At 60.2% G+C, this 21,934-nt stretch carries 21 protein-coding genes and 1 pseudogene; 6 read left to right on the top strand and 16 right to left on the bottom strand.

Annotation, left to right across the window (positions count from 1 at the left end; all coding sequences use genetic code 11):
• The 3 genes and pseudogenes from nhaB to ACESMW_RS15090 all read right to left on the bottom strand — a co-directional run.
• Positions 1–338 (bottom strand): annotated as a pseudogene (gene nhaB, locus ACESMW_RS15100) (sodium/proton antiporter); the annotation flags it as partial.
• Between the two features lie 263 nt (positions 339–601).
• Complete coding sequence (locus ACESMW_RS15095) at positions 602–1,783, bottom strand: acyl-CoA dehydrogenase (RefSeq protein ID WP_372987844.1); 1,182 nt, start codon at positions 1,781–1,783, stop codon at positions 602–604.
• Between the two features lie 66 nt (positions 1,784–1,849).
• A complete protein-coding gene (locus ACESMW_RS15090) occupies positions 1,850–2,626 on the bottom strand; it encodes an enoyl-CoA hydratase (protein ID WP_372987843.1) in 777 nt (258 codons plus the stop codon).
• Between the two features lie 210 nt (positions 2,627–2,836).
• On the opposite strand from ACESMW_RS15090, the gene ACESMW_RS15085 reads away from it, so the two are divergent.
• Genes ACESMW_RS15085 through ACESMW_RS15065 form a run of 5 tightly spaced genes read left to right on the top strand, consistent with a single transcriptional unit; the run spans position 2,837 to position 7,863 of the window.
• Positions 2,837–4,501 (top strand): AMP-binding protein, encoded by a 1,665-nt coding sequence (locus tag ACESMW_RS15085; RefSeq protein WP_372987842.1) that lies wholly within the window; start codon positions 2,837–2,839, stop codon positions 4,499–4,501.
• A gap of 34 nt (positions 4,502–4,535) precedes the next feature.
• Positions 4,536–5,303: an SDR family NAD(P)-dependent oxidoreductase gene (locus ACESMW_RS15080; protein WP_372987841.1), complete on the top strand. Its 768-nt coding sequence runs from the start codon at positions 4,536–4,538 to the stop codon at positions 5,301–5,303.
• Positions 5,304–5,335: 32 nt separating this feature from the next.
• On the top strand, positions 5,336–6,118 hold the full coding sequence (locus ACESMW_RS15075; RefSeq protein ID WP_113861738.1) for an enoyl-CoA hydratase-related protein: 783 nt from the start codon (positions 5,336–5,338) through the stop codon (positions 6,116–6,118).
• A gap of 24 nt (positions 6,119–6,142) precedes the next feature.
• Positions 6,143–7,282 carry a cyclohexanecarboxyl-CoA dehydrogenase gene (gene aliB, locus ACESMW_RS15070; RefSeq protein ID WP_372987840.1) on the top strand — a complete coding sequence of 380 codons (1,140 nt, stop codon included), beginning with the start codon at positions 6,143–6,145 and terminating at the stop codon, positions 7,280–7,282.
• Positions 7,283–7,290: 8 nt separating this feature from the next.
• Positions 7,291–7,863 carry a MarR family winged helix-turn-helix transcriptional regulator gene (locus tag ACESMW_RS15065; protein ID WP_372987839.1) on the top strand — a complete coding sequence of 191 codons (573 nt, stop codon included), beginning with the start codon at positions 7,291–7,293 and terminating at the stop codon, positions 7,861–7,863.
• A 17-nt stretch (positions 7,864–7,880) separates the two neighbouring features.
• On the opposite strand, the gene ACESMW_RS15060 is transcribed toward ACESMW_RS15065, so the two are convergent.
• From ACESMW_RS15060 to ACESMW_RS15040, 5 genes are read right to left on the bottom strand one after another with little or no spacing between them, the layout of a single operon-like run.
• Complete coding sequence (locus ACESMW_RS15060) at positions 7,881–8,840, bottom strand: biotin-dependent carboxyltransferase family protein (RefSeq protein WP_372987838.1); 960 nt, start codon at positions 8,838–8,840, stop codon at positions 7,881–7,883.
• Positions 8,837–9,565 (bottom strand): 5-oxoprolinase subunit PxpB, encoded by a 729-nt coding sequence (gene pxpB, locus ACESMW_RS15055; protein ID WP_372987837.1) that lies wholly within the window; start codon positions 9,563–9,565, stop codon positions 8,837–8,839. The genes ACESMW_RS15060 and pxpB overlap by 4 nt, the downstream gene beginning before the upstream one ends.
• Positions 9,562–10,317, bottom strand: coding sequence for a 5-oxoprolinase subunit PxpA (locus tag ACESMW_RS15050; protein WP_372987836.1), 756 nt, complete (start codon positions 10,315–10,317; stop codon positions 9,562–9,564). Before ACESMW_RS15050 ends, pxpB begins: the two co-directional genes overlap by 4 nt.
• Positions 10,314–11,114 (bottom strand): hypothetical protein, encoded by an 801-nt coding sequence (locus ACESMW_RS15045; protein ID WP_372987835.1) that lies wholly within the window; start codon positions 11,112–11,114, stop codon positions 10,314–10,316. Before ACESMW_RS15045 ends, ACESMW_RS15050 begins: the two co-directional genes overlap by 4 nt.
• Positions 11,108–12,481, bottom strand: coding sequence for an amidase (locus ACESMW_RS15040; protein WP_372987834.1), 1,374 nt, complete (start codon positions 12,479–12,481; stop codon positions 11,108–11,110). The genes ACESMW_RS15045 and ACESMW_RS15040 overlap by 7 nt, the downstream gene beginning before the upstream one ends.
• A gap of 356 nt (positions 12,482–12,837) precedes the next feature.
• Between ACESMW_RS15040 and ACESMW_RS15035 the strand changes: the two genes are divergently transcribed.
• Entirely contained in the window at positions 12,838–13,440 is a 603-nt protein-coding gene (locus tag ACESMW_RS15035) for a cysteine hydrolase family protein (RefSeq protein WP_372987833.1), read from the top strand.
• 107 nt (positions 13,441–13,547) lie between these two features.
• Here ACESMW_RS15035 and ACESMW_RS15030 read toward each other — a convergent pair whose 3' ends face one another.
• The 8 genes from ACESMW_RS15030 to atpD form a co-directional block, all read right to left on the bottom strand.
• Positions 13,548–14,270: an amino acid ABC transporter ATP-binding protein gene (locus tag ACESMW_RS15030; protein WP_372987832.1), complete on the bottom strand. Its 723-nt coding sequence runs from the start codon at positions 14,268–14,270 to the stop codon at positions 13,548–13,550.
• Entirely contained in the window at positions 14,267–14,920 is a 654-nt protein-coding gene (locus tag ACESMW_RS15025) for an amino acid ABC transporter permease (RefSeq protein WP_372987831.1), read from the bottom strand. Before ACESMW_RS15025 ends, ACESMW_RS15030 begins: the two co-directional genes overlap by 4 nt.
• Positions 14,920–15,585, bottom strand: coding sequence for an amino acid ABC transporter permease (locus ACESMW_RS15020; RefSeq protein WP_372987830.1), 666 nt, complete (start codon positions 15,583–15,585; stop codon positions 14,920–14,922). Before ACESMW_RS15020 ends, ACESMW_RS15025 begins: the two co-directional genes overlap by 1 nt.
• A 151-nt stretch (positions 15,586–15,736) precedes the next feature.
• Positions 15,737–16,555, bottom strand: a complete 819-nt coding sequence (locus ACESMW_RS15015) for a transporter substrate-binding domain-containing protein (RefSeq protein ID WP_091998343.1) — start codon at positions 16,553–16,555, stop codon at positions 15,737–15,739.
• Positions 16,556–16,919: 364 nt separating this feature from the next.
• Positions 16,920–18,752 (bottom strand): glutamine--fructose-6-phosphate transaminase (isomerizing), encoded by a 1,833-nt coding sequence (gene glmS / locus ACESMW_RS15010; RefSeq protein ID WP_372987829.1) that lies wholly within the window; start codon positions 18,750–18,752, stop codon positions 16,920–16,922.
• 30 nt (positions 18,753–18,782) lie between these two features.
• On the bottom strand, positions 18,783–20,147 hold the full coding sequence (gene glmU, locus ACESMW_RS15005; RefSeq protein WP_372987828.1) for a bifunctional UDP-N-acetylglucosamine diphosphorylase/glucosamine-1-phosphate N-acetyltransferase GlmU: 1,365 nt from the start codon (positions 20,145–20,147) through the stop codon (positions 18,783–18,785).
• Positions 20,148–20,288: 141 nt separating this feature from the next.
• On the bottom strand, positions 20,289–20,711 hold the full coding sequence (locus ACESMW_RS15000; RefSeq protein WP_239037881.1) for a F0F1 ATP synthase subunit epsilon: 423 nt from the start codon (positions 20,709–20,711) through the stop codon (positions 20,289–20,291).
• Between the two features lie 48 nt (positions 20,712–20,759).
• Positions 20,760–21,934, bottom strand: a 1,175-nt coding sequence (atpD, locus tag ACESMW_RS14995) for a F0F1 ATP synthase subunit beta (RefSeq protein ID WP_372987827.1), incomplete at its 5' end; no start/stop codon positions are given.

Genomic DNA, 21,934 nt, shown 5'->3' with positions numbered 1-21,934 from the left:
AGCACCGCCGCCGCACTGCAGAACAGCAAGGACAGCGCCGACTTGGAGCGGACACCCACAAGGATCTGGGTGAAGGTGACCAGCAGCAGTTCCTTCATGAAGTAGATACCCGCCACCATGAACATCAGCAGCAGGATCACCGGGAAGTTGGTCAGCACCTCCAGATACACCGCATCCGGCGTGGTCAACCCGATCAGCAACCACCCCGCCACGCCCGGGCCAAGCACGTACATCACAATCGGGTTGGCAATCAGGAACAGCAGGATGGCCTGCTTGTACCAGACAGGCGCCTTGCCAAGGAAATTGTGGGTAAAGCCGGAAAACACGGTAGTGGGCATTGCAGAGATCTTCTGAGCAAACGGATTGTTGGAATTATGTGGCGAAGGGCCCGAATCTTCCTTGATATTTATGTACCGGGGTATGGTCCGAAGGTACATTTTTTGACCGCATTTGGTCTTAATAACAACAAGAAAGACCGGCTTGCCTCGCCGACCCTGAATATTTTCGTAATATTACTAAATAATGCCCGGCTGGGCGACCGCATTTTAACCGATTTCCGGCAAAATGCGGTCGCTTTCTGAAAAAATGATAAAAAAAGATGTCAGAAGAAGGCCTGGATTCCGGTCTGGGCACGGCCCAGGATCAGGGCATGGACATCGTGGGTGCCTTCGTAGGTGTTCACCACTTCCAGGTTCACCAGGTGGCGGGCCACCCCGAACTCATCGCTGATGCCGTTACCACCGAGCATGTCCCGGGCCATACGGGCAATATCCAGGGCCTTGCCACAGGAGTTACGCTTCATGATCGAGGTGATTTCCACCGCGGCTGTGCCTTCGTCCTTCATGCGGCCGAGGCGCAGACAGCCCTGCAGGGCCAGGGTGATGTCGGTCTGCATGTCCGCCAGCTTCTTCTGGATCAGCTGGTTGGCGGCCAACGGCCGGCCGAACTGCTTGCGATCCAGCACATACTGACGGGCGGTGTGCCAGCAGTCCTCGGCGGCACCCAGGGCACCCCAGGAAATACCGTAGCGGGCGGAGTTCAGGCAGGTGAACGGCCCTTTGAGGCCTCGCACCTCCGGGAAGGCGTTTTCCTCCGGCACAAACACGCCGTCCATCACGATCTCGCCGGTGATGGAGGCGCGCAGCCCCACCTTGCCGTGAATGGCAGGCGCACTCAGGCCTTCCCAGCCCTTCTCCAGCACAAAGCCGCGGATCGCGCCATCGTCGTCCTTGGCCCAGACCACAAATACGTCGGCGATCGGGCTGTTGGTGATCCACATCTTGCTGCCGGTCAGCCGGTAACCGCCGTCAACCTTCCGGGCCCGGGTCGCCATGCTGCCGGGATCGGAGCCGTGGTCCGGCTCGGTCAGGCCGAAGCAGCCGATCCACTCACCGGAAGCCAGCTTCGGCAGGTACTTCTGGCGGGTTTCCTCGTTGCCGAATTCGTAGATGGGCACCATCACCAGGGACGACTGCACACTCATCATGGAACGGTAACCGGAATCCACCCGCTCGATTTCCCGGGCAATGAGGCCATAGCACACGTAGTTCAGGCCGCTGCCACCATACTGCTCGGGGATGGTGGCGCCGAGCAGGCCGGTCTCGCCCATTTCCCGGAAGATCTCCGGATCGGTCTGTTCATTTCGGAAGGCTTCCAGTACCCGTGGCCGAAGCTTGCTGTCGGCAAACTGGCGGGCACTGTCGCGCACCATGCGCTCTTCTTCGGTCAGCTGCTGGTCCAGCAACAGGGGGTCTTCCCAGTTGAAACTTGCTTGGTTGGCCATTGTTGGTCTCCACTCAATTCCGGTATCCGGGTTATATGACAGTTTCTGGCAGATACGTTCAGGATATCAGCGGTGCTTCCATTGTGGTTGGCGTTTCTCAAGGAATGCGCTCATGCCCTCATTGCGGTCTTCACTGGCAAAACTGGACCACAGCAACCGGCGCTCATACTCCACGCCCGCGCTCAGGGTCGTCTCGAAGGCCTGATTGACCGCCTCTTTGTTGATCATGGTCGCCATCTGCGAGTAGCCCGCGATTTCCTCCGCCACCGCCAGGGCGGTCTCGACCAGTTCGTCGGCCGGGACAATCCGGCTCACCAGGCCACTGCGCTCGGCTTCCTCCGCATCCATGGTGCGCCCGGTCAGGCACAGGTCCATGGTCTTGGCCTTGCCAATGGCCCGGGCCAGTCGCTGGGTGCCTCCGGCCCCTGGCAAGGTGCCAATCTTCACTTCCGGCTGACCGAAACGGGCGGTATCGGCGGCAATCAACAGGTCACACATCATCGCCAGCTCACAGCCGCCACCGAGCGCCATGCCAGCCACGGCCGCAATCACCGGCTTGCGGCACCGGGTCACGGCTTCCCAGTTGGCGGAAATGAAGCGCTCCCGGTAGGCCCTTGAGAAATCCAGGGCATGGACTTCGGTGATATCCGCGCCGGCGGCAAAGGCCTTCTCGTTCCCGGTAATGACAATGGCACGGATGCTGTCGTCCGTTTCGAGGGTCTCCAGAGCCGAGGTCAACTCGTTCATCAGGGCATTGTTCAGTGCGTTATGCACCCTGGGCCGGTTGAGTCGGATGAGCGCCACGGCCTCGTGCTTTTCGAGCAATATATTGCTGTATCTCATAACCATCCCCGCTAAGATACCCGTTTTTATTACTGTTATATATGTATCTCAAGGAACTACTGATTAAAGACAGGCTACACCCGGCCATTATTTTAAGCAACATGTTGACTTATTATTTGCCCTGGGCGTATTTTGAAATGGACGCCAAAACGACCTGTATCTGCAATCAGGTCCCCGACAACAACAAACCGGACATAACAGGTGAATCAGATGGACACAGGCATCACTCTCAATCCGGAACGCCGCGCCGCCATGGTCGAGAGCGGCGCATGGAACAACAAACGCATTACCGACTACCTGGACCAGGCCGTGGCCAGCACCCCGGACCGGGAAGCCATTGTCGGCTACCAGGTCACCAGCGATACCCGCACCGCCCTTACCTATCGGGAACTGAATGACAAGGTCACCCGCATGGCGGCCGGCCTGGCAGGCATGGGCATCGGGAAAGGCGATGTGGTGGCCTGCCAGCTGCCAAACTGGTGGCAGACCTCCGCCCTGCATCTGGCCTGCATGCGCATCGGCGCCATCTTGAACCCGCTCATGCCCATCTTCCGGGAACGGGAACTGCGCTTCATGCTCAAGCATGGCGAGGCCAAACTGCTGGTGATCCCCAAGGTGTTCCGCGGCTTCGACTACGAGGCCATGATCGACGGTATCCGCGCCGAATTGCCCAACCTGGAAACCCTGCTGGTGATCGGCGGCGAGGGCGAGCGTAGTTTCGAACAGCGCCTGATGGAGACTCCCTGGGAACAAAAGCAGGACACCAAAGCCCTGTTCGCGGAGCGCGAACTCACCGCCGACGACGCCATCCAGATCCTCTACACCTCCGGCACCACCGGCGAACCCAAGGGCGTCATGCACACCTCCAACACCCTGTTTTCCAACGTGCGCCCATACGCCGACCGCCTGCACCTGAGCTCGGATGACAAAGTGCTGATGGCCTCCCCGGTGGCCCACCAGACCGGCTTCATGTACGGCATCATGATGCCGGTTTATCTCGGTACTACCGCCATCCTCCAGGACATCTGGGACGCGGATTATGTCTGCAAGGTGATTGGCGCCGAGAATCCGGCCTTCACCATGGCGGCGACGCCGTTCCTGGCGGATCTGGTGAAGACCGCGCCCAAGCATGAGGGCGAACTGGATTCGCTGCGGATCTTCGTCTCCGCCGGTGCACCGATTCCCAGTGCCGTGGTGGAACAGGCCGGCAAGGTTCTGAAGGCCAGGATTGTCTCGGCCTGGGGCATGACCGAAAACGGCGCGGTCACCATGACCTGCCCGGAAGATCCCGCCGAGCGGGCCAGCCAGTCCGACGGTAAGGCGCTGCCTTACATGGAAGTGAAAGTGACCGACTTCCAGGGCAACGAAGTGCCGGCCGGGGAAGAAGGCAGCCTGCTGGTCCGGGGCTCCAGCCTGTTTGTCGGCTATCTCAAACGGCCCGAACTCTACGGCGTGGACGAGAACGGCTGGTTCAACACCGGCGACCTCGCGCGCATGGACAAGGACGGCTACATCCGCATCACCGGCCGTACCAAGGACGTGGTAATACGCGGCGGCGAGAACATCCCCGTGGTTGAGGTAGAGAACCTGCTCTACAAGTACCCGGGCATCGTCGATGTCGCGCTGGTGGGTTGTCCGGACGAACGCCTGGGCGAGCGCCTGTGCGCCTACGTCACCCTCGACGAGAACGCCACCGATCTGACCCTGGACCAGATCAAGGCCTACCTGACCGAACAGCAATTATCCAGGAACTACCTGCCGGAATACCTGGAAGTGATCGAGGCCATGCCCCGCACCGCCTCCGGCAAGATCCAGAAATTCAAGCTGCGCGAGCAGGCCAAAGAGGTTCGCCTCGAACCGGCCAGGCGCGGCTGATTCTTTGATTTAACAGCAACAGGAGCAAGTCATCATGAGAGGCCTGAACGGAAAAACCGTCATCGTCACCGGCGGCGGGGGCGGCATTGGCCGCGCCGTGTGCCAGCGATTTGCCGAGGAAGGCAGTCTGGTCGCGGTGCTGGACCGGGACGAGAGTGCTGCCCGGGCCACGGCAGACCTGATTACCGAAGCCGGCGGCACCGCCCGTGCCTATGCCGCGGACATCACCGACTACGCCGCCATAACCGACACCGTGGCGGCCATCGAGAAAGAGCTGGGCGTACCCACGGTACTGGTGAACAACGCCGGCTTCGACCGCTTCATCCCGTTCCTCAAGACCGAGCCAAAACTCTGGGAGCAGCTGATTGCCGTGAACCTGACCGGCGCCCTGAACATGCACCACGTGGTACTGCCGAAGATGGTGGCTGCCGGCGGCGGCAAGGTTATCAACGTGTCGTCCGATGCGGCCCGGGTCGGTTCCTCCGGCGAGTCTGTCTACGCCGCCTGCAAGGCCGGCCTGGTGGGCTTCAGCAAGACCGTGGCCCGGGAACTGGCCACCAAGAACGTGTGCCTGAACGTGGTCTGCCCCGGTCCCACTGACACGGCCCTGCTCAAGGGCGTGGCCGAGAGTGCACCGAACCCGGAGAAGCTGCTGGAAGCGTTCCGCAACGCCGTGCCCATGAAGCGCCTGGCCCAGCCGGAGGATTACCCCGGCATCATCGCCCTGCTGGCCAGTGACGACGCCAACTTCATCACCGGCCAGGTCATCAGTGTGTCCGGCGGCCTCACCATGGCCGGCTGAACGCCCACTTTCTCGAATACGGAGACCCAGACATGACTTACGAAGACATCCTGTACGACGAAACCGACGGCGTCGCCACCATCACGATCAACCGCCCGGACCGCTACAACGCCTTCCGCGGCCAGACCTGCATGGAACTGATCGATGCCTTCCACCGCGCCGGCTGGAACAAGGACATCGGCGTGATCGTCTTCACCGGCGCCGGCGAGAAGGCCTTCTGCACCGGTGGCGACCAGGGCGCCCACGAGGGCCAGTACGACGGCCGCGGCCTGATCGGCCTGCCGGTGGAAGAACTGCAGCGCCTGATCCGGGAAGTACCCAAGCCGGTGATTGCCCGGGTCAACGGTTTCGCCATCGGCGGTGGCCACGTGCTGCACGTGATTTGTGACCTGAGCATCGCCTCGGAAACCGCCATCTTCGGCCAGGTCGGCCCGAAAGTGGGCTCGGTGGATCCCGGTTTCGGCACCGCCTACCTGGCGCGGGTCGTGGGCGAAAAGCGGGCCCGGGAAATCTGGTACCTGTGCCGCAAGTATTCCGCCCAGCAGGCGCTGGATTGGGGCCTGGTGAACGCCGTGGTGCCCCCGGAGCAGCTGGACGAAGAAGTGCGCAAGTGGTGTGACGAGATCCTGGAGAAGAGCCCCACCGCCCTGACCATCGCCAAGCGCTCGTTCAACGCCGACAGCGACAACATCGCCGGCATCGGCGCCCTCGGCATGCAGGCCCTGAGCCTTTACTACGACACCGACGAATCCAGGGAGGGCGTCAACGCCTTCAAGGAAAAGCGCAAGCCGGAGTTCCGCAAGTACTACAAGTAACGGCCTGATAGCCCGGAGAACACCATGAATTTCGCATTCAACGAAGAACAAAACGCGATCCGCGAGGTTGTGGCCCGCTTCAGCACCGAGGTGCTGGCTCCGGGCTATCGCAAGCGGGACCGGGAAGGCGTGATCGAGCGGGACGTGATCCGCCAGCTCGGAGAGATGGGGCTACTCGGCGGCGAACTGCCCGAGGAATTCGGTGGCAGTGGTATGGACTGTGTCACCAGCGGCCTGATCATCGAAGAGATCTCCAAAGGGGATTTCAACGTCGGGTACATACCCCTGCTGACCTCCCTGAACGGCCAGATCATCGCCAGTCACGCTGCGCCCGACCTGGCAAAAGAGTGGCTGCATGGCATGACCTCCGGCCAGAAAGTAGCCTGCATCGCCCTGACCGAACCCCACGGCGGCTCCGACGCCGCCAACCTGCGCCTGAAGGCGGAGAAAAAGGGCGACGTCTACGTGCTCAACGGCGAGAAGACCTCCATCTCCATGGCCGACCAGGCCGACGTGGCGGTGGTGTTTGCCCGCACCGGCACGGTGGAACAACGGGCCTCCGGTATCAGCGCGTTCCTGGTGCCTATGGACAGCCCGGGCATCACCACCACCCGCTTTGAGGACAATGGCCAGCGTGCCATCGGCCGGGGCTCCATCTTCTTCGACACCGTGGAAGTACCCGCCAGTCAAATGATGGGAGACGAGGGCAAAGGCTTCAAACAGGTGATGCAGGGTTTCGATTACAGCCGGGCGCTGATCGGCCTGCAGTGCCTGGCGGTAGCGCAGCAGTCCCTGGAGGAAACCTGGCAGTGGCTGACCGAGCGCACGGCCTTCGGCCAGAACCTGTCGGCCTTCCAGGGCCTGACCCATCCGCTGGCGGAATACCAGACCTACGTTCATGCCGCGCGCATGCAGTGCTACCATGCGCTCTGGCTCAAGGACAATAACCTGCCCCATAACGCCGAAGCCGCTATGAACAAGTGGTGGGGCCCCAAGCTCGCTTTCGATGTGGTGAAACAGTGCCTGCTGGCCCACGGCCACACCGGCTGGGGCGAAGACCTGCCCTTTGCGCAGCGGTTGCGTGATGTCCTTGGCCTGCAGATTGGTGACGGTACCGCGCAGATCATGAAGAACATCATCGCGCGCGAGTACCTCCCCAGGTGACGCACCCCATGTCCTCCGCGATTCAGGGTGCCGGTGACAGCCTGCCCTGGCCCGAGAGCCCGGGCGGCACGACAGGAGCACAGATGATCGTCAACGAATCCGGAGGCGTACCCAACCGACTGTTTTTCCGGCTGTTCCAGACCGGAAACATCCTGCAGCGCCAGGTCCAGAACGAAATGGGCATCAGCGCCGTGCAGTGGGCGGTGCTGGGTGCGCTGTCACGGGAGGGGTTCGAGGAAGGCACCTCCTTCAACCAGCTCAAGGAATATCTCTACGTCAGCCGCCAGAACCTGGACGGCGTCCTCAAGCGCATGGAGCGGGACGGCCACGTAGTGCGCATTCCCGATCCCCAGGACCGTCGCGCGCGGCTGGTCGTGCTCACCGACTCCGGCCGGGCCTTCTGGAATCAGCTGCAGGACACCATCACCGAGTTCTACCGCCAGGCCCTGCTGGGGATGAGCTTCGATGACGGCGTCAGCCTGCTGCACCTGCTCAAGAAACTCCAGCAGGATCTGTCCAACGTATCTCTGACCTCCGAAGCCGGGGACAGCACTCAAGGAGCTGCGAACCCTGCTGACTGACGCTTCGGGAGTTGCGATCAACGAGTGGGGCTGAACAGCTCCAGAAAAGCCCGGTAGTCCCTGAGCACCGGTCCGCTGCCCCGAGCCACCAGTCGAACCTCCTGCCCTGGCAGACACTGGGCCAGCCGGGATGCCGACAGCGGAGACAACGCCCCGAGCCGCGGGTAGCCACCGATGGTTTGGCGGTCATTGAGCAGGGCAATGGGCTGGCCATCCGGTGGCACCTGGACGCCGCCCAGGTTGATGCCCTCGGAGATCAGCGAGCCGATCCGGCACTGCAGCTTCGGGCCGAGCAATCGCACGCCCATGCGGTCCGCCCGGTCATCCACCCGCCACCGGGTATTGAAGGCATCGTAAAGGCTGCGGCCGGTGAAATCCCCGATCTGGGCGCCGGGCAGCAGCTCCAGGACCGGCGCCTCCCGGAAATCCTTCCGGGCATGGTCCGGCGCCTCGGTCATTCCCTCTGTCGGTTTCCCTTCCGGGGTATGAATTGCCAGCCGGTCGCCCTCCGCCAGCTTGCCGCCCCAGCCGTCGAATCCGCCCAACTGCTCGCGACTGACACAGGCAACGCTGCCCATCACCGGTTCGGCGGCAAAGCCACCCCGAACCGAGAGGTAGGCCCGCAGACCACTCACCGGCGAGGCAAAGATCAGTTTCTGCCCTTCCTTCCAGGTCACTCGCTGCCATAGGGGTACCGGTTGCCCATCGATGGTCGCGCCGAGGTCGGCACCGGCGATGGCGATGTCCAGATCCCGTTCCGCCACCAGCTGCAGCCCGCCAAAGGTGACCTCGAGGCTCGCGGTACCCCAGGGGTTGCCCGCCAGGTAATTGGCCCAGGCCCAGGAATACAGATCCGCCGGCCCGCCCTGGGTCACGCCCAGATGGCGTACGCCGAAACGGCCCCGGTCCTGCAATAACGCCAACGGCCCGGCCCGGTGAACCCGGATGGCGCTTTCAGTCCTGTGCTGAGCTGTCATCCCGAGGCCTCCATGGGCGTGGTATCGCCGCCCTGGCGTTCGAATTCCTCGCGGCTGACGGAGACAAAGCGTACTTCGTCTCCCACTCTCAGCAGGCTGAAACCCTCCCGTTCACGGTCGAACAGGCGGGCACTGGTGCGACCGAGCAGGTTCCAGCCACCAGGGGTGGCCGTCGGATAGGCGGCGGTCTGGCGGGCCGCAATGGCGACACTGCCCACCGGCACCTTCTTGCGCGGGGTATCCAGCCTGGGGCATTCCAGCCGTGGATCAATCAGCCCCATGAAGGCAAAGCCGGGAGCAAAGCCGAGGGCAAACACACGGTAGGTTTTGCTGCTGTGGCAGTCGATGACTTGCTCCACGGTCATGCCGGTGTGCTCGGCGACCCGGTCCAGGTCCGGCCCGACGCTGGGATCATAGAAAGTCGGCAATTCGTGAACCTGGCCGGTGCCGAGGTTCTCGTCCGGCTCCAGATTCGCCAGTAACCCGGCAATCGTTTGCCGTGCCTCGGTCGGAGACATCCGGACAGGATCGAAGACCACCAGCAGCGTGGTGTAGGAAGGCACCAGATCCACCAGCGCGTCAGCAAACGCCGACTCGCAGTGGCGTGCCAGGGCCGTAATCCAGGGCAGATTGGCCTCGTCGATCTGCTCGAACAGCCGGACCATCCAGCCATCGAGACCGGCGGATTCTAGCCGGGGCAAGGCGTTGGCCGGGCTACCGGTCATGCCCGGTTTCCCAGTGCCAGGATCGCTTCGCGGATCGACTGGATCGCGGCGATGGAGTCGTTGTTGTCCCCGTGCACGCACAGGGTATCGGCGTTCAACACAATCTCGCTGCCGTCAATGGCGGTCAGCGGTTCGCCCTTGGCAATCTTCACAGCCTGCTCCAGGATCTCGTCGGGGTCTTCATGGACTGCCCCGGGTATGCGCCGGGATACCAGACGACCCTCCCCGTCATAGGCACGGTCGGCGAAGGCCTCGAACCACAGCTTGATGCCGTAGCGATCCGCGATTTCCCGGGCCATGGAGGTGTCGCAAGAGGCCATGGTCATCAGTGGCAGATTGCCATCGAAATCCTTGACCGCCTTGACCACGGCCTCGAACAGGCCGGGGTCCTTGATCATGTCGTTGTAGAGGGCACCATGGGGTTTCACGTAGTGGATCCGCGTGCCCTCGGCCTGGCAGATGCCGGACAGCGCCCCGATCTGGTAAAGCACCAGGTCTTCCACTTCGTCCGGCGAGCAGGCAATGGAGCGGCGGCCAAAACCCACCAGGTCGGGATAGGACGGATGGGCACCCACCTTCACATTGTTCTGTTTCGCCAGCCGCACCGTGCGCCGGATGACATGCGGGTCGGAGGCGTGGAAGCCACAGGCCACGTTGGCCAGATCGACATGGGGCATGACGTGCTCGTCCATGCCCATGACCCAGGGGCCGAAGCTCTCGCCCATGTCGGCGTTGATCATCAGAGTTCTCATTTTCCCTCTCCCGTCTGCAGTGCGCGATAACGCCACTGGCTGATGACAAAAATACCCAGACTCACCATTATCGAGGCAAGCAGGGAGATGGCAAAGGTGGCCATGGGCGGCAAGGTACCCACCGTCAAGGCCAGCGCCAAGGCGAAAGCCACCAGACTGAGCATGCCTTTCTGGGCCATGCTGACCGTTGCCCTGGCCACTTCAGCGCCATAGCGCTCATACAACGTCCAGCCAATGGTGAACAGCCCCACCGGGAACCCCACCAGCATACCGGAAAGCAACGGACCGGATTTCGCTGCCACCGTGGTCGCGAGGCTCACCAGAATTCCCGCCAGCAGTCCCCGAAACATCAAATCAAACCACCCGGACCGGGCAACCACCACGGTCTGGCCCAGTTTCAGGGCCCGGCGTATGACCTCCGCCATCAACAACACCAGGCCGTACACCAGCAAACCACCCCATACACCACCCGGTAACAGGGAAAACAGCAGGGCAGTCGGTATCCAGATCCCGGTCGCCAACGCCAGGCTGGTGTACACGCCAAAACGCCCGGCGGACACCACAAAGCAGATGGCAAAGACGAGGGTGGCGATCAGGGCATGTAGTGTCGACAGCGCAGCGGCCTGAAGGAACTCCACCGAACGCTCCTGGAGCATGAAAAAGTAGCCGGGGCCCAGAATGATGGGTGTCCCTGCCAGTATTCCCCCAAGCCGCGGGCCCACCTTGCCCACCGCCACCGAAACGCCGATGACCACCAGGGCGGTGGCCACCAGTTTTGCGATCAGAACACTCAGCATGCTTCCCTGAGCGCCTCCTCGATTCCTGCAGCGATGGCCAGCACATCGGCATCCGTGCCATTGCGACCGACCAGCATCAGCCCCGAGGGCAACTCACCCTGCTCGTGGTTCGGCAGCGTGATGGCACACAGGTCCAGCAGGTTGGCCGCCGTAGGATTACGCAGCACCAGCAGGTTCAGGCGGCCATAATCCTCATCGCCGGTAAGCTCCTCGAAGCGCGGCGGTGCAATCGGTACCGTCGGCGCAAGCAGGCCGTCGTAGGCCGCCAGCCACTGGTCAGCTTGTTGCTTGCGGTCAGCCCGGCGCCGGAGCAGTTCGATGTAATCGGCGGCCCCGAGTTGCGCGCCCCGCTCCATGCGGCTGCGGACCCTCGGATCATACCGGTCCCCGTGGCAGCGCAACCATTCCCGGTGGATATGGTAACTCTCGGCGGCGGTGAGGCCACCACCTTCCAGCAGTTCCGGCAGAGTATCCAGCACCGGTACCGCCACTTCCTCGATCCGTGCGCCGGCGTCGCGAAGCAGGTTCAGGCTCCGGGTGAAGGCATCGGCGACTTCCCGGGAAACGTCGTCCAGCATGTAATTGGCGGGCACCGCGAAGCGCAGCCCGTCCAGTGGCCGGGCCCTGAGCGGTTGCCACTCCCGTCCGGCCAGCACGGCATCGACCCGGGCACAACAGTCCACGGTACGGGCAATGGGCCCGACGGAATCCAGGCTGTCCGACAGGGGAAAGGTACCCCGTCTCGGTATGCGCTGCTGGGACGGCTTGAACCCGACCAGGCCACAGAACGCCGAAGGAATACGGATGGAACCACCGGTATCGGTGCCGATGGCCGCAGCGGCCATATCACAGGCAACGGCCACGGCCGCGCCCGACGAAGACCCCCCGGGAATCCGGCCCGGGGCCAGGGGATTGTCCGGGGTACCGTAATGGGGGTTCAGGCCGAGGCCGGAATAGGCGAATTCGGTCATGTTGGTGTGCCCGGTAATCACCGCCCCGGCACGCCGCAAGCGTGAAACTATCAGCGCATCATGCTCGGCCGGGGTGTCCCACCACTGGCTGCCGGCGTGGGTCACCTGCCCTGCCACGTCGAACAACGCCTTGAGTGCAACCGGAATCCCGGCCAGCTCGCCCACCGGCACCCGCGCCTCGTACAGGTTATCCGCTGCACGCGCCTCGGCGGTCGCAGTGCCGTCGAAACGGCCTGTATAAATCTGTCGGCGAGGGTCATCGCCGCTATCCATGTTGTGCTGACAGGTCTTTAGCAAGTCCGCGGCCTGCCACTGCCCCGTTGCCAGGCCATCCAGCAGGTCCTCCAGCGTCCCGGCCGGCAACGGCTTGAGATCCTTGGCTTTGAACTGGGTCATTTCACCACCGGCAGTGTCTGAATGTGGTAGGTGTGTTCCAGGGTGCGGCTGGTGACTATAAATCAGTCCGCTGACGCTGCCCTGCTGATAGCGTACCGCCTGAGCGTCGATGATGACGAACGATTCCATACAGTTCCAAAGCATCGACACAAACAGAGAAAGGAATTACACCGTTCGGATGCTTCCCTTCCAAGTATTCAATCAGTAGCTTCGGAGGAAGTGAATAGCTCTTGTACTGTTTTCGCCTCCAGCATAAGTCGAGACGGCGAGAAATCATAGATGTTGTCAATCCAGCGATGTTGGGCAACTCTTAACCGGGTTTTATGACAACACAAAAAAATAGAATGGAGATAATCATGAGTAATCCCCAAACCCTTCGTGATCTGGTCGGGCTTGCCAATAGCGCAAGCCCTATCAGTTCCTCGGCACTGGTCATTATCGACGCTCAACAGACCTATCGGGAAGGCGTCATGCAACTGGAGGGTGTCGAGCCTGCGCTGGCGGAATGCCGCAAGCTGCTGGACCGGTTCCGTGCCGCCGGCCGCCCGGTCTTTCATATCCAGCACGATGCGGGTGCCGGCTCCCCCTACGACATCAACGCGCCGATCGGCCAGATTGCCGATATCGTGGCGCCAAAGGAAGGTGAGCCCGTTATCACCAAGAACTACCCGAATTCTTTCGCCAGCACGGATCTGGACAAGCAGGTCAAGGGAGCAGACATCGAGAACCTGATCCTGGTCGGATTCATGTCACACATGTGCGTGAATGCCACAGCCCGGGAAGCCTTCTCCCTGGGTTACAACCCCACTGTAGTGGCTTCGGCCACCGCGACCCGGGCACTGCCATCCCCCATCTCAGGCGAGGTAATTCCGGCCGATCAGGTGCATATGGCTGCCCATACGGCGATTGCGGATCTGCCTTCGGCGGTGGTTGCGAGTGTGGCTGATGTTCCGGATTGACTTGCGATTGAAACTGTAGAGCCGTGTGTTCCTAGATCGTGCAGAAAGTTGGTCGGGGAGCCCGGGTCCACAAGCTCCCCGACCAGCGCCACGCCTGTGGCGACTTCTTAGCGCACTTTTGAAAGGAACTTCTGGGTAAGCGGGTTTTGCGGATCGGTAATCACCTGTCTGGCCTCACCAATCTCGGCAATAACACCCTGGTGGAAATACGCCACTCGATCGGAGACATCCCGTGCGAAACCCATTTCGTGGGTCACGCAGATCATGGTCATTCCCTCTTCCGCCAACAGGCGCAAGGTGTCCAGAACCTCGCCGACCAGCTCCGGGTCGAGTGCGGAGGTCACCTCATCAAGCAGCATGTAGTCGGGTTTCATCGCCAGTGCCCGGGCGATTGCCAGGCGCTGCTGTTGACCGCCGGACATCTTGGTCGGGTACACGTCCAGCTTGTCACCCAGGCCCACGTGCTCGAGCTCCTTTTTGGCGATTTCCATCGCCTCTTCCTTGCTCATTTTCTTGACGATCCGGGGGGCAAGCGCCGCATTCTCCAGCACCGTCATGTGAGGAAATGAGTTCCACTGCTGGAAGACCATGCCCAGTTTCTGGCGCAACTTGTCCTTGTTGGTCTCTTTGGCATGGACATCCACACCATCAACCAGGATTTTACCACTGTTGATCGTCTCAATGGCGTTGATGCAGTACAGCAGGGTCGACTTACCGCTGCCAGAGCCCCCGATAACACTTACGACCTCGCCTTTTTCCACATCCAGGCTCACGCCTTTCAGTACCTCAAGGTCTCCAAAGGATTTATGGACATTCTGTACGCTGATCATATTGCCATTTTCCTCTCAACATACCGGCCGTAATGGGACAGCGGGTAGGAAATAATGAAGTAAAAGATACCAACGCCTATCAGGATCTCGAGCGGCTGCTGGGTTCTTGAAATCAGTTGCTCCGAGGTGCGCAGCAATTCCATGTAACCGATGACCGAGACCAGGGCCGAGTCCTTTATCACGCTGAGAGAAACACCCAGCCAGGAAGGGAAGACGGCGCGCAACCCAATGGGCAGCCGAATATGGTAGATGGTTTGCCATTTGGTCATGCCCAGAGAGCGCGCAGCTGTCTGCATCGAGGGGCTGACACTCTCGAAGCCACTGCGAAATACCTCACTCATGAAGGCCATGGTGTACAGCGAAAGTACGATGGAGCCGGCAACAAACGGCGCCAATGGGTTCCCCATCGCACCGACAAAGGTGGAGAACAGGATAAGCTGGATGATCAGAGGAACACTTCTGAGGACGTCCAGCACGCTACCGAAAAGGACGTTGACGGCCTTGTTGCTCTCGGCACGCAGAAAACCGACGATCAAACCCAGTACAGTGCCCACCACAATGGCGACAACGGAGATGATAATGGTATTCCAGATACCGGTCAGGATCAGGCCGCTATCGCTCCATGACAGGGGTGTGAATAAGGAATTCATCAGATTTCCCCCTTGAAGAGTCTGCGAGCAAACAGCGATGAAGCGAATAACACCAGCTTGGTGATGACAAAGTACATAACCGCCGCCACGATGAAGAACTCAAGCGTTCTGAACGACAGTGACTGCAACCTCTGGGTGGTGCCAGAAAGCTCGCTCATGCCCACAAGAATGCCCAACGAGCTCATCAGGATTGACCAGACAAACTGATTCGTCATCGGGTGGTAGATGCGTCTGAGCATCTGCGGAAGGATGATGTACCGGTATGCCTGAATGCTGGTCATACCCAGGGATTTGGAGGCGCTGTACTGGGTAGCCGGAATCGACTGGAACCCACCCCGGAAGGTTTCGGTGAGGTAACCGGCGTTGATGAACACCAGTGCACTCAGTACCGCAACATAGGGGCTCAGGTGTATGCCAAACGCCCCAAGGCCAAAATACGCCATGTAGATCTGGAAGAGGGCCGGCGTGTTTCGGGCAACCTCGACCCAGACCGTTGCGACGTAGCAGAAGGGTTTGCTGTTGTTCATTTTGGCAATCGCCAGCAATATGGCGATCACAACGCCCAGGAACATGGCTAGAACAGAGACGTGCAGGGTAACAAACGCGCCGTTCAGCAACTCGGGCATATTCTGGAACACGATGTTCCAGTGAAATTCGTAGTCCATACCTTGGCCATTTTCTTAGAATGGAAGGAAACTCGACCCACGCTGATTGATAGCCGTGATCAGAAATCCGAGCCAGGGCATATGGGAACTTGCGCCTGGCCCGTAAGACGAGCCATGACGACCCCCGGTCGGGCGGCCGCCAATTCAGCGGTTACTTGTTGTCTCTCAGGGACTGGATCAGATCGGCAGGCGCGTCCACACCGAAATGCTTGTTGTAAGCCTTGTTCATGTTGCCGTCGCGGATCTGGTGAATCAGGAACAGATTCAGGTAGTTGATCCAGGCGGTTTCATCCCGCTTGGCAATGATGCCTACAACATCGTCGTAGTTGGGAACGTAAGGGCCAGCGACAAACTCTTCGAATTCCTTGCTTCGCAACTTGGTAGCGATGTTGGTGTTGGTTGAAATGATGGCGTCGACTTTGCCCTGGTACAGACCCAGGAAAGCATCGTTTTCAGATTTGAACGAGGTGTAATTGTCCCGGCCCCAGCCCTGTTGATCGGCATAAGCCAGGTATTCGGTTTCGTAGGTGGTTCCGAGAGCTGCACCGACTTTGAGATCCTTCAGATCCTCAAAGGAATCGATGTTCTTGTCTTCATGAGAGATCACCTGGAATTTGAAGACGAAGTACGGGTAGGTAAAGCCAACAGTCTTGGCACGTTCCAGGGTATCGGAGGTAGAACCGATTACAACATCGGTCTTGCCGGAAATCAGGGAGGGGATCCGGTCACCCCAGGTGAGGTTGAGGACATTCACGTCCACGCCGAGCACTTCGCCCAGGTCGTTACAGTAATCGACGTCGAAACCGGCCGGTTCATTGTTTTCGTCGAAATAACCCATCGGTGGGAAATCCAGGACCACACCACAATTCAAAGTGCCTCGTTGAATCACGGTGTCCAGCTGGTCGGCAGTGGCGCTCACGGATGTGAGGGCAGCACACGCGAATACTAGCGTTGCAAGTTTACGGATCATAGTTTGTCTCTCTTGTTCTTTTATGAGCAATTATTGCGTAATCGATATGCTTACATAGCGCCCGCTATGTGCAGAGAGCATACGTTTTAAATACTACCGTAGATTTTTTAGTGAAAATTCTTGAAATTTCCCGTTTAGCAGACAATTTTCCTAAATTTTTTAAATTTAACCGACTTTTTTAAGCTGAAAACTCAAGAGGTGGAGAAAACAACAAGAGAGGACGTCACAGTTCTGCCTTGCTAATAGGCAGAACTGCAGGGGAATTGTAGGGATGTTTCAGATAATACGCTTCGGAAACGTTTGAACTGGCAGCATTTTTGCGAGCTGGCGGCGACACACGGCCATTCTTGGCGCGACGGCGGAATTACTCCACCGTCACACTCTTCGCCAGATTCCGCGGCTGGTCCACGTCAGTACCCTTGAGTACAGCCACATGGTAGGACAGCAGCTGGAGTGGCACGGTGTACACGATCGGTGCGGTGATCTCGTGCACAGACGGGATCTGCATCACGTGGACGCCTTCCTCCGGCTTCACATCCGCCGCCTTGTCGGCAAACACGAACAGTTCACCGCCACGGGCGCGGACTTCTTCCAGGTTGGACTTGAGCTTTTCCACCAGATCATTGTTGGGCGCAACGGTGACCACCGGCATCTCGCTGTCCACCAGGGCCAGCGGGCCGTGCTTGAGCTCGCCGGCCGGGTAGGCTTCGGCGTGGATGTAGGAAATTTCCTTGAGCTTCAGGGCACCTTCGAGGGCTACCGGGAACTGGGAGCCCCGGCCCAGGAACAGGCTGTGGTGCTTGTCCATGAAGGCCTTCGATAGCTCGGCAATCTCGCCATCCAGGGCCAGGACATCACTGACCTGACCGGGCAACAGATGGATCGCCTTGACGATGTCCGCTTCCCGCTCCTCGGAGAGGCCGTTGTGGCGGGCCAGGGCCAGGGTGAAGATCAGTAATGCGGTCAGCTGGGTGGTGAACGCCTTGGTCGAGGCCACACCAATCTCGGGGCCGGCCTGGGTCATGATCACCAGGTCGGATTCCCGCACCAGGGAGCTGCCCGGTACGTTGCAGATCGCCAGCGCAGCGCGGAAACCGGCTTGCTTGGCCTGGCGCAGGGCGGCCAGTGTGTCGGCGGTCTCACCGGACTGGGAGATACACAGGAACAGGGTGTCCGGCTGGATTACGTGCTTGCGGTAACGGAACTCGGAAGCCACTTCCACGGAACAGGGCACGCCGGCCAGATCCTCGATCCAGTAACGGGCCACCATGCCGGCGTGGTAGGAGGTACCGCAGGCAATGATCTGGACGTGGCGAACGTTGTCCAGCAGGTTGGCTGCTTCGGTACCCAGTGCCTGTTCCAGCACCCGTGAATCGGTCACCCGGCCTTCCATGGTGGCCTTGATCACCTTCGGCTGCTCGTAGATTTCCTTGAGCATGAAGTGGCGGTATTCGCCCTTGTCGGCAGAATCGGCGCCATGCTCGAAACGGGTGATCTGACGCTCGACCGGCGTGCCTTCACGGTCGTGGATCTCGATCTGGTCCTTGCGGATATCGGCCATGTCACCTTCTTCGAGGAACATGAACCTGTCGGTGACCGGCAACAAGGCCAGTTGGTCGGAGGCGATGAAGTTCTCGCCGATGCCGACGCCCACCACCAGCGGGCTGCCTTCCCGGCACACCACCAGGTGACCCGGCTCGTCGGCATGGACGACCGCCAGCGCATAGGCACCGCGCAGGCGGGCAATCGCGGCTTTCACCGCAGCGTACAGTTCACCCAGTTCCCGGTAGTTCTTCTCGATCAGGTGGGCGACCACTTCGGTGTCGGTCTGGGAGGTGAACTCGAAGCCATCGGCTTTCAGTTCCTCACGCAGCTCCTGGTAATTCTCGATGATACCGTTGTGGACAATGGCCAGGCGGTCGCCGGACATGTGCGGGTGGGCGTTGAGCTGTGACGGCTCGCCGTGGGTGGCCCAGCGGGTGTGGGCGATGCCCAGGTGACCACTGAGGGGATTGGCCTCGATGGCCTCGGCCAAGGCTGCGACCTTGCCAACTTCCCGGGCACGCTGGACCTGATGCTTGCCGTCAATGATGGCCATGCCCGCGGAGTCATAACCCCGGTACTCAAGGCGGCGCAGTCCTTCCAGCAAAATCCCCTGGACGTCCCGTTCGGAAACCGCTCCTACAATCCCACACATGCTGTTGTCACCTGTTCGCTGATCGTTCGTTTACGCTTTTTTCGGCTTTTCCCAACCGGAGATGTTGCGCTGGCGGCCACGGGCCACGGCCAGTTCGCTGTCTGCCACATCCCGGGTGATGGTGGAGCCGGCACCGATGGTCGCTTCTGCCGCAATGGTGACCGGTGCGACCAGGGACGTATTGGATCCCACAAAGACGCCGTCACCGATCACGGTCTGGTGTTTGTTCACCCCATCATAATTGCAGGTGATGGTACCTGCACCCACATTCACATTACGACCCAGAGAGGCATCACCCACGTAGCTCAGGTGATTGATCTTGCTGCCCTCACCCACCACGGCTTTCTTGGTCTCAACGAAGTTGCCCACCTTGGTGTTGGCGGCCAGCTCGGTACCCGGCCGCAGGCGGGCGAACGGGCCGATCTGGGCATTGGCACCGACCACCGCCCCTTCAATCACGCTGTTGGCCTTGATCTCGGCGCCGTCGGCGATGGTGGCATCCTTGATCACGCAATTGGGGCCGATAACCACGTTGTTACCCAGGCTGACATTGCCCTCGAACACCGCGTTTACATCGATCCACAGGTCATTGCCGATAGTGAGTTCGCCGCGGACATCCACCCGGGCCGGATCGGCCAGGCTGGCGCCTTCGGTCATCAGGCGCTCGGCCTGTTGGCGTTGGTACCAGCGTTCCAGTTCCGCCAGTTGCACCCGGTTGTTCACACCCTGGACCTCGAATGGATTGAGCGGCTGGGATACGGTGACACCCAACCCGTGCTCCACCGCCATGGCGATGATGTCGGTCAGGTAGTATTCCCCCTGGGCATTACTGTTGGACAGGGTCGGCAGCCAGCTTTTCAGGTGCTTTGCCGAGACAGCCAAAATCCCGGTATTTACCTCGTGAATAGTCTGCTGCTCGGCCGTGGCGTCCTTCTGTTCGACAATCGCCTGAACCTTGCCCTGGTCATTGCGCACGATGCGGCCGTAACCATGGGGATTGTCCATGTCTACCGTCAGCAGCGCCAGGTTGCGCTCGTCCAGCTCGCTGACCATCGCCTCCAGGGTTTCCCGGCGGGTCAGGGGGACATCCCCGTACAGGACCAGAACCCGGGCATCATCCGGCAAGTCCGGCAAGGCCTGGGCGACGGCATGACCGGTGCCCAGTTGTTCGGTCTGGAGTACCCAGTTCACCGTCTCATCGTCGAGGGAAGCGCGCACCTGATCCGCGCCATGGCCAATCACCGTGTGAATTTTCTCCGCCCCCAGCTGCTTCGCGGTATCAACGACATGATGCAGCATGGCTTTGCCCGCCACCGGATGCAGAACCTTGGGCAGTGCAGACTTCATTCTGGAACCCTGGCCGGCGGCCAGAATCACGACGTGTAACGGGCTCATGGAAAACTCAGGCTCCCGGGATGTTTGTTTGAATCAATAAAAAAGCCGCAACCATCAGGGCCGGAGCGCCAACGCGGTGCGCTGGTATTCCAGCCGCTCAGGATGCGGCTTTGGTGTTCGGCAAACCCGAAACGAAAATGCTCAGCGCATTTTGTTACGCAGCTGCTGGATGGTACGAAGCTGTGCGACAGCCTCGGCCAGTTCCGCAGCTGCACGGGAATACTCGAATTCACCGGTCTTGTCGGCAAGTGCTTTCTCAGCCTCTTTCTGGGCTTCAAGCGCAGCAGCTTCGTCCACATCCTTTGCACGAACGGCTGTGTCTGCCAGCAAAGTCACCAGATTGGGCTGGACTTCCAGATATCCGCCGGACACGTAAAGAATTTCTTCTTCACCGCCCTGCTTGATGATCCGAATGGGACCAGGCTTCAGCTGGGTCAGCAGCGGAGTGTGACCCGGGGCAATACCCAGGTCACCTTCAGAGCCCGCTGCGATCAGCATCTCTACCAATCCGGAATAGATCTTTGTTTCGGCACTTACCACGTCACAATGCACGGTCATACCCATGTCAGTTGCCTCTTTGATCGATCCGGAAATTCGGGCTTGGGCTTCAGTTTACTCGCCCTTGCTCTTCATTTCCTTCGCTTTCTCGACCGCTTCCTCGATGGTACCGACCATGTAGAACGCCTGCTCAGGCATGTCGTCATAGTCACCGTTGAGGATGCCCTTAAAGCTGCTGATGGTCTCCTTCAGAGACACGTACTTACCGGGGGAACCGGTGAATACCTCAGCAACGTGGAACGGCTGGGACAGGAAACGCTCGATCTTACGGGCACGGGCAACGGTCAGCTTGTCTTCTTCTGACAGTTCATCCATACCCAGGATGGCGATGATGTCCTTCAGTTCCTTGTAGCGCTGCAGGTTGGTCTGCACGCCACGAGCCACTTCATAGTGCTCCTGACCGATGATCAGCGGATCCAGCTGACGAGAGGTGGAATCCAGCGGATCGATCGCCGGGTAGATACCCTTGGAGGCGATGTCACGGCTCAGTACCACAGTCGCATCCAGGTGCGAGAAGGTGGTCGCCGGGGACGGGTCGGTCAAGTCATCCGCCGGTACGTAGACCGCCTGGATGGACGTGATGGAACCGGTCTTGGTGGAGGTGATCCGCTCCTGGAGCTGACCCATCTCCTCGGCCAGAGTCGGCTGGTAACCTACCGCTGAAGGCATACGGCCCAGCAGTGCGGACACCTCGGTACCGGCCAGGGTGTAACGATAGATGTTATCGATGAACAACAGAACGTCACGGCCTTCGTCACGGAATTTCTCGGCTCTGGTGAGACCGGTCAGGGCCACACGCAGACGGTTTCCGGGAGGCTCGTTCATCTGGCCGTAAACCATCGCTACCTTATCGAGAACGTTGGACTCCTTCATTTCATAGTAGAAGTCGTTACCTTCCCGGGTCCGCTCACCAACACCGGCGAATACGGAGAGACCGGAGTGCTCTTTCGCGATGTTGTTGATCAGCTCCATCATGTTTACGGTCTTGCCAACACCGGCACCACCGAACAAGCCAACCTTACCACCCTTGGCGAACGGGCAGATCAGGTCGATAACCTTGATGCCGGTTTCCAGCAGGTCGGCAGACGCTGCCTGGTCGGCATAGCCCGGTGCCTTGCGGTGGATAGCCCAGCGCTCTTCTTCACCGATTTCGCCCTGCTCGTCGATGGGACGACCCAGAACGTCCATGATCCGGCCCAGAGTCTGTGTACCAACCGGTACAGAGATCG

The organism is Marinobacter sp., assembly GCF_041690455.1.
Classification (GTDB): Bacteria; Pseudomonadota; Gammaproteobacteria; order Pseudomonadales; family Oleiphilaceae; genus Marinobacter.
This window is presented reverse-complemented; position numbering and strand designations above follow the sequence as displayed.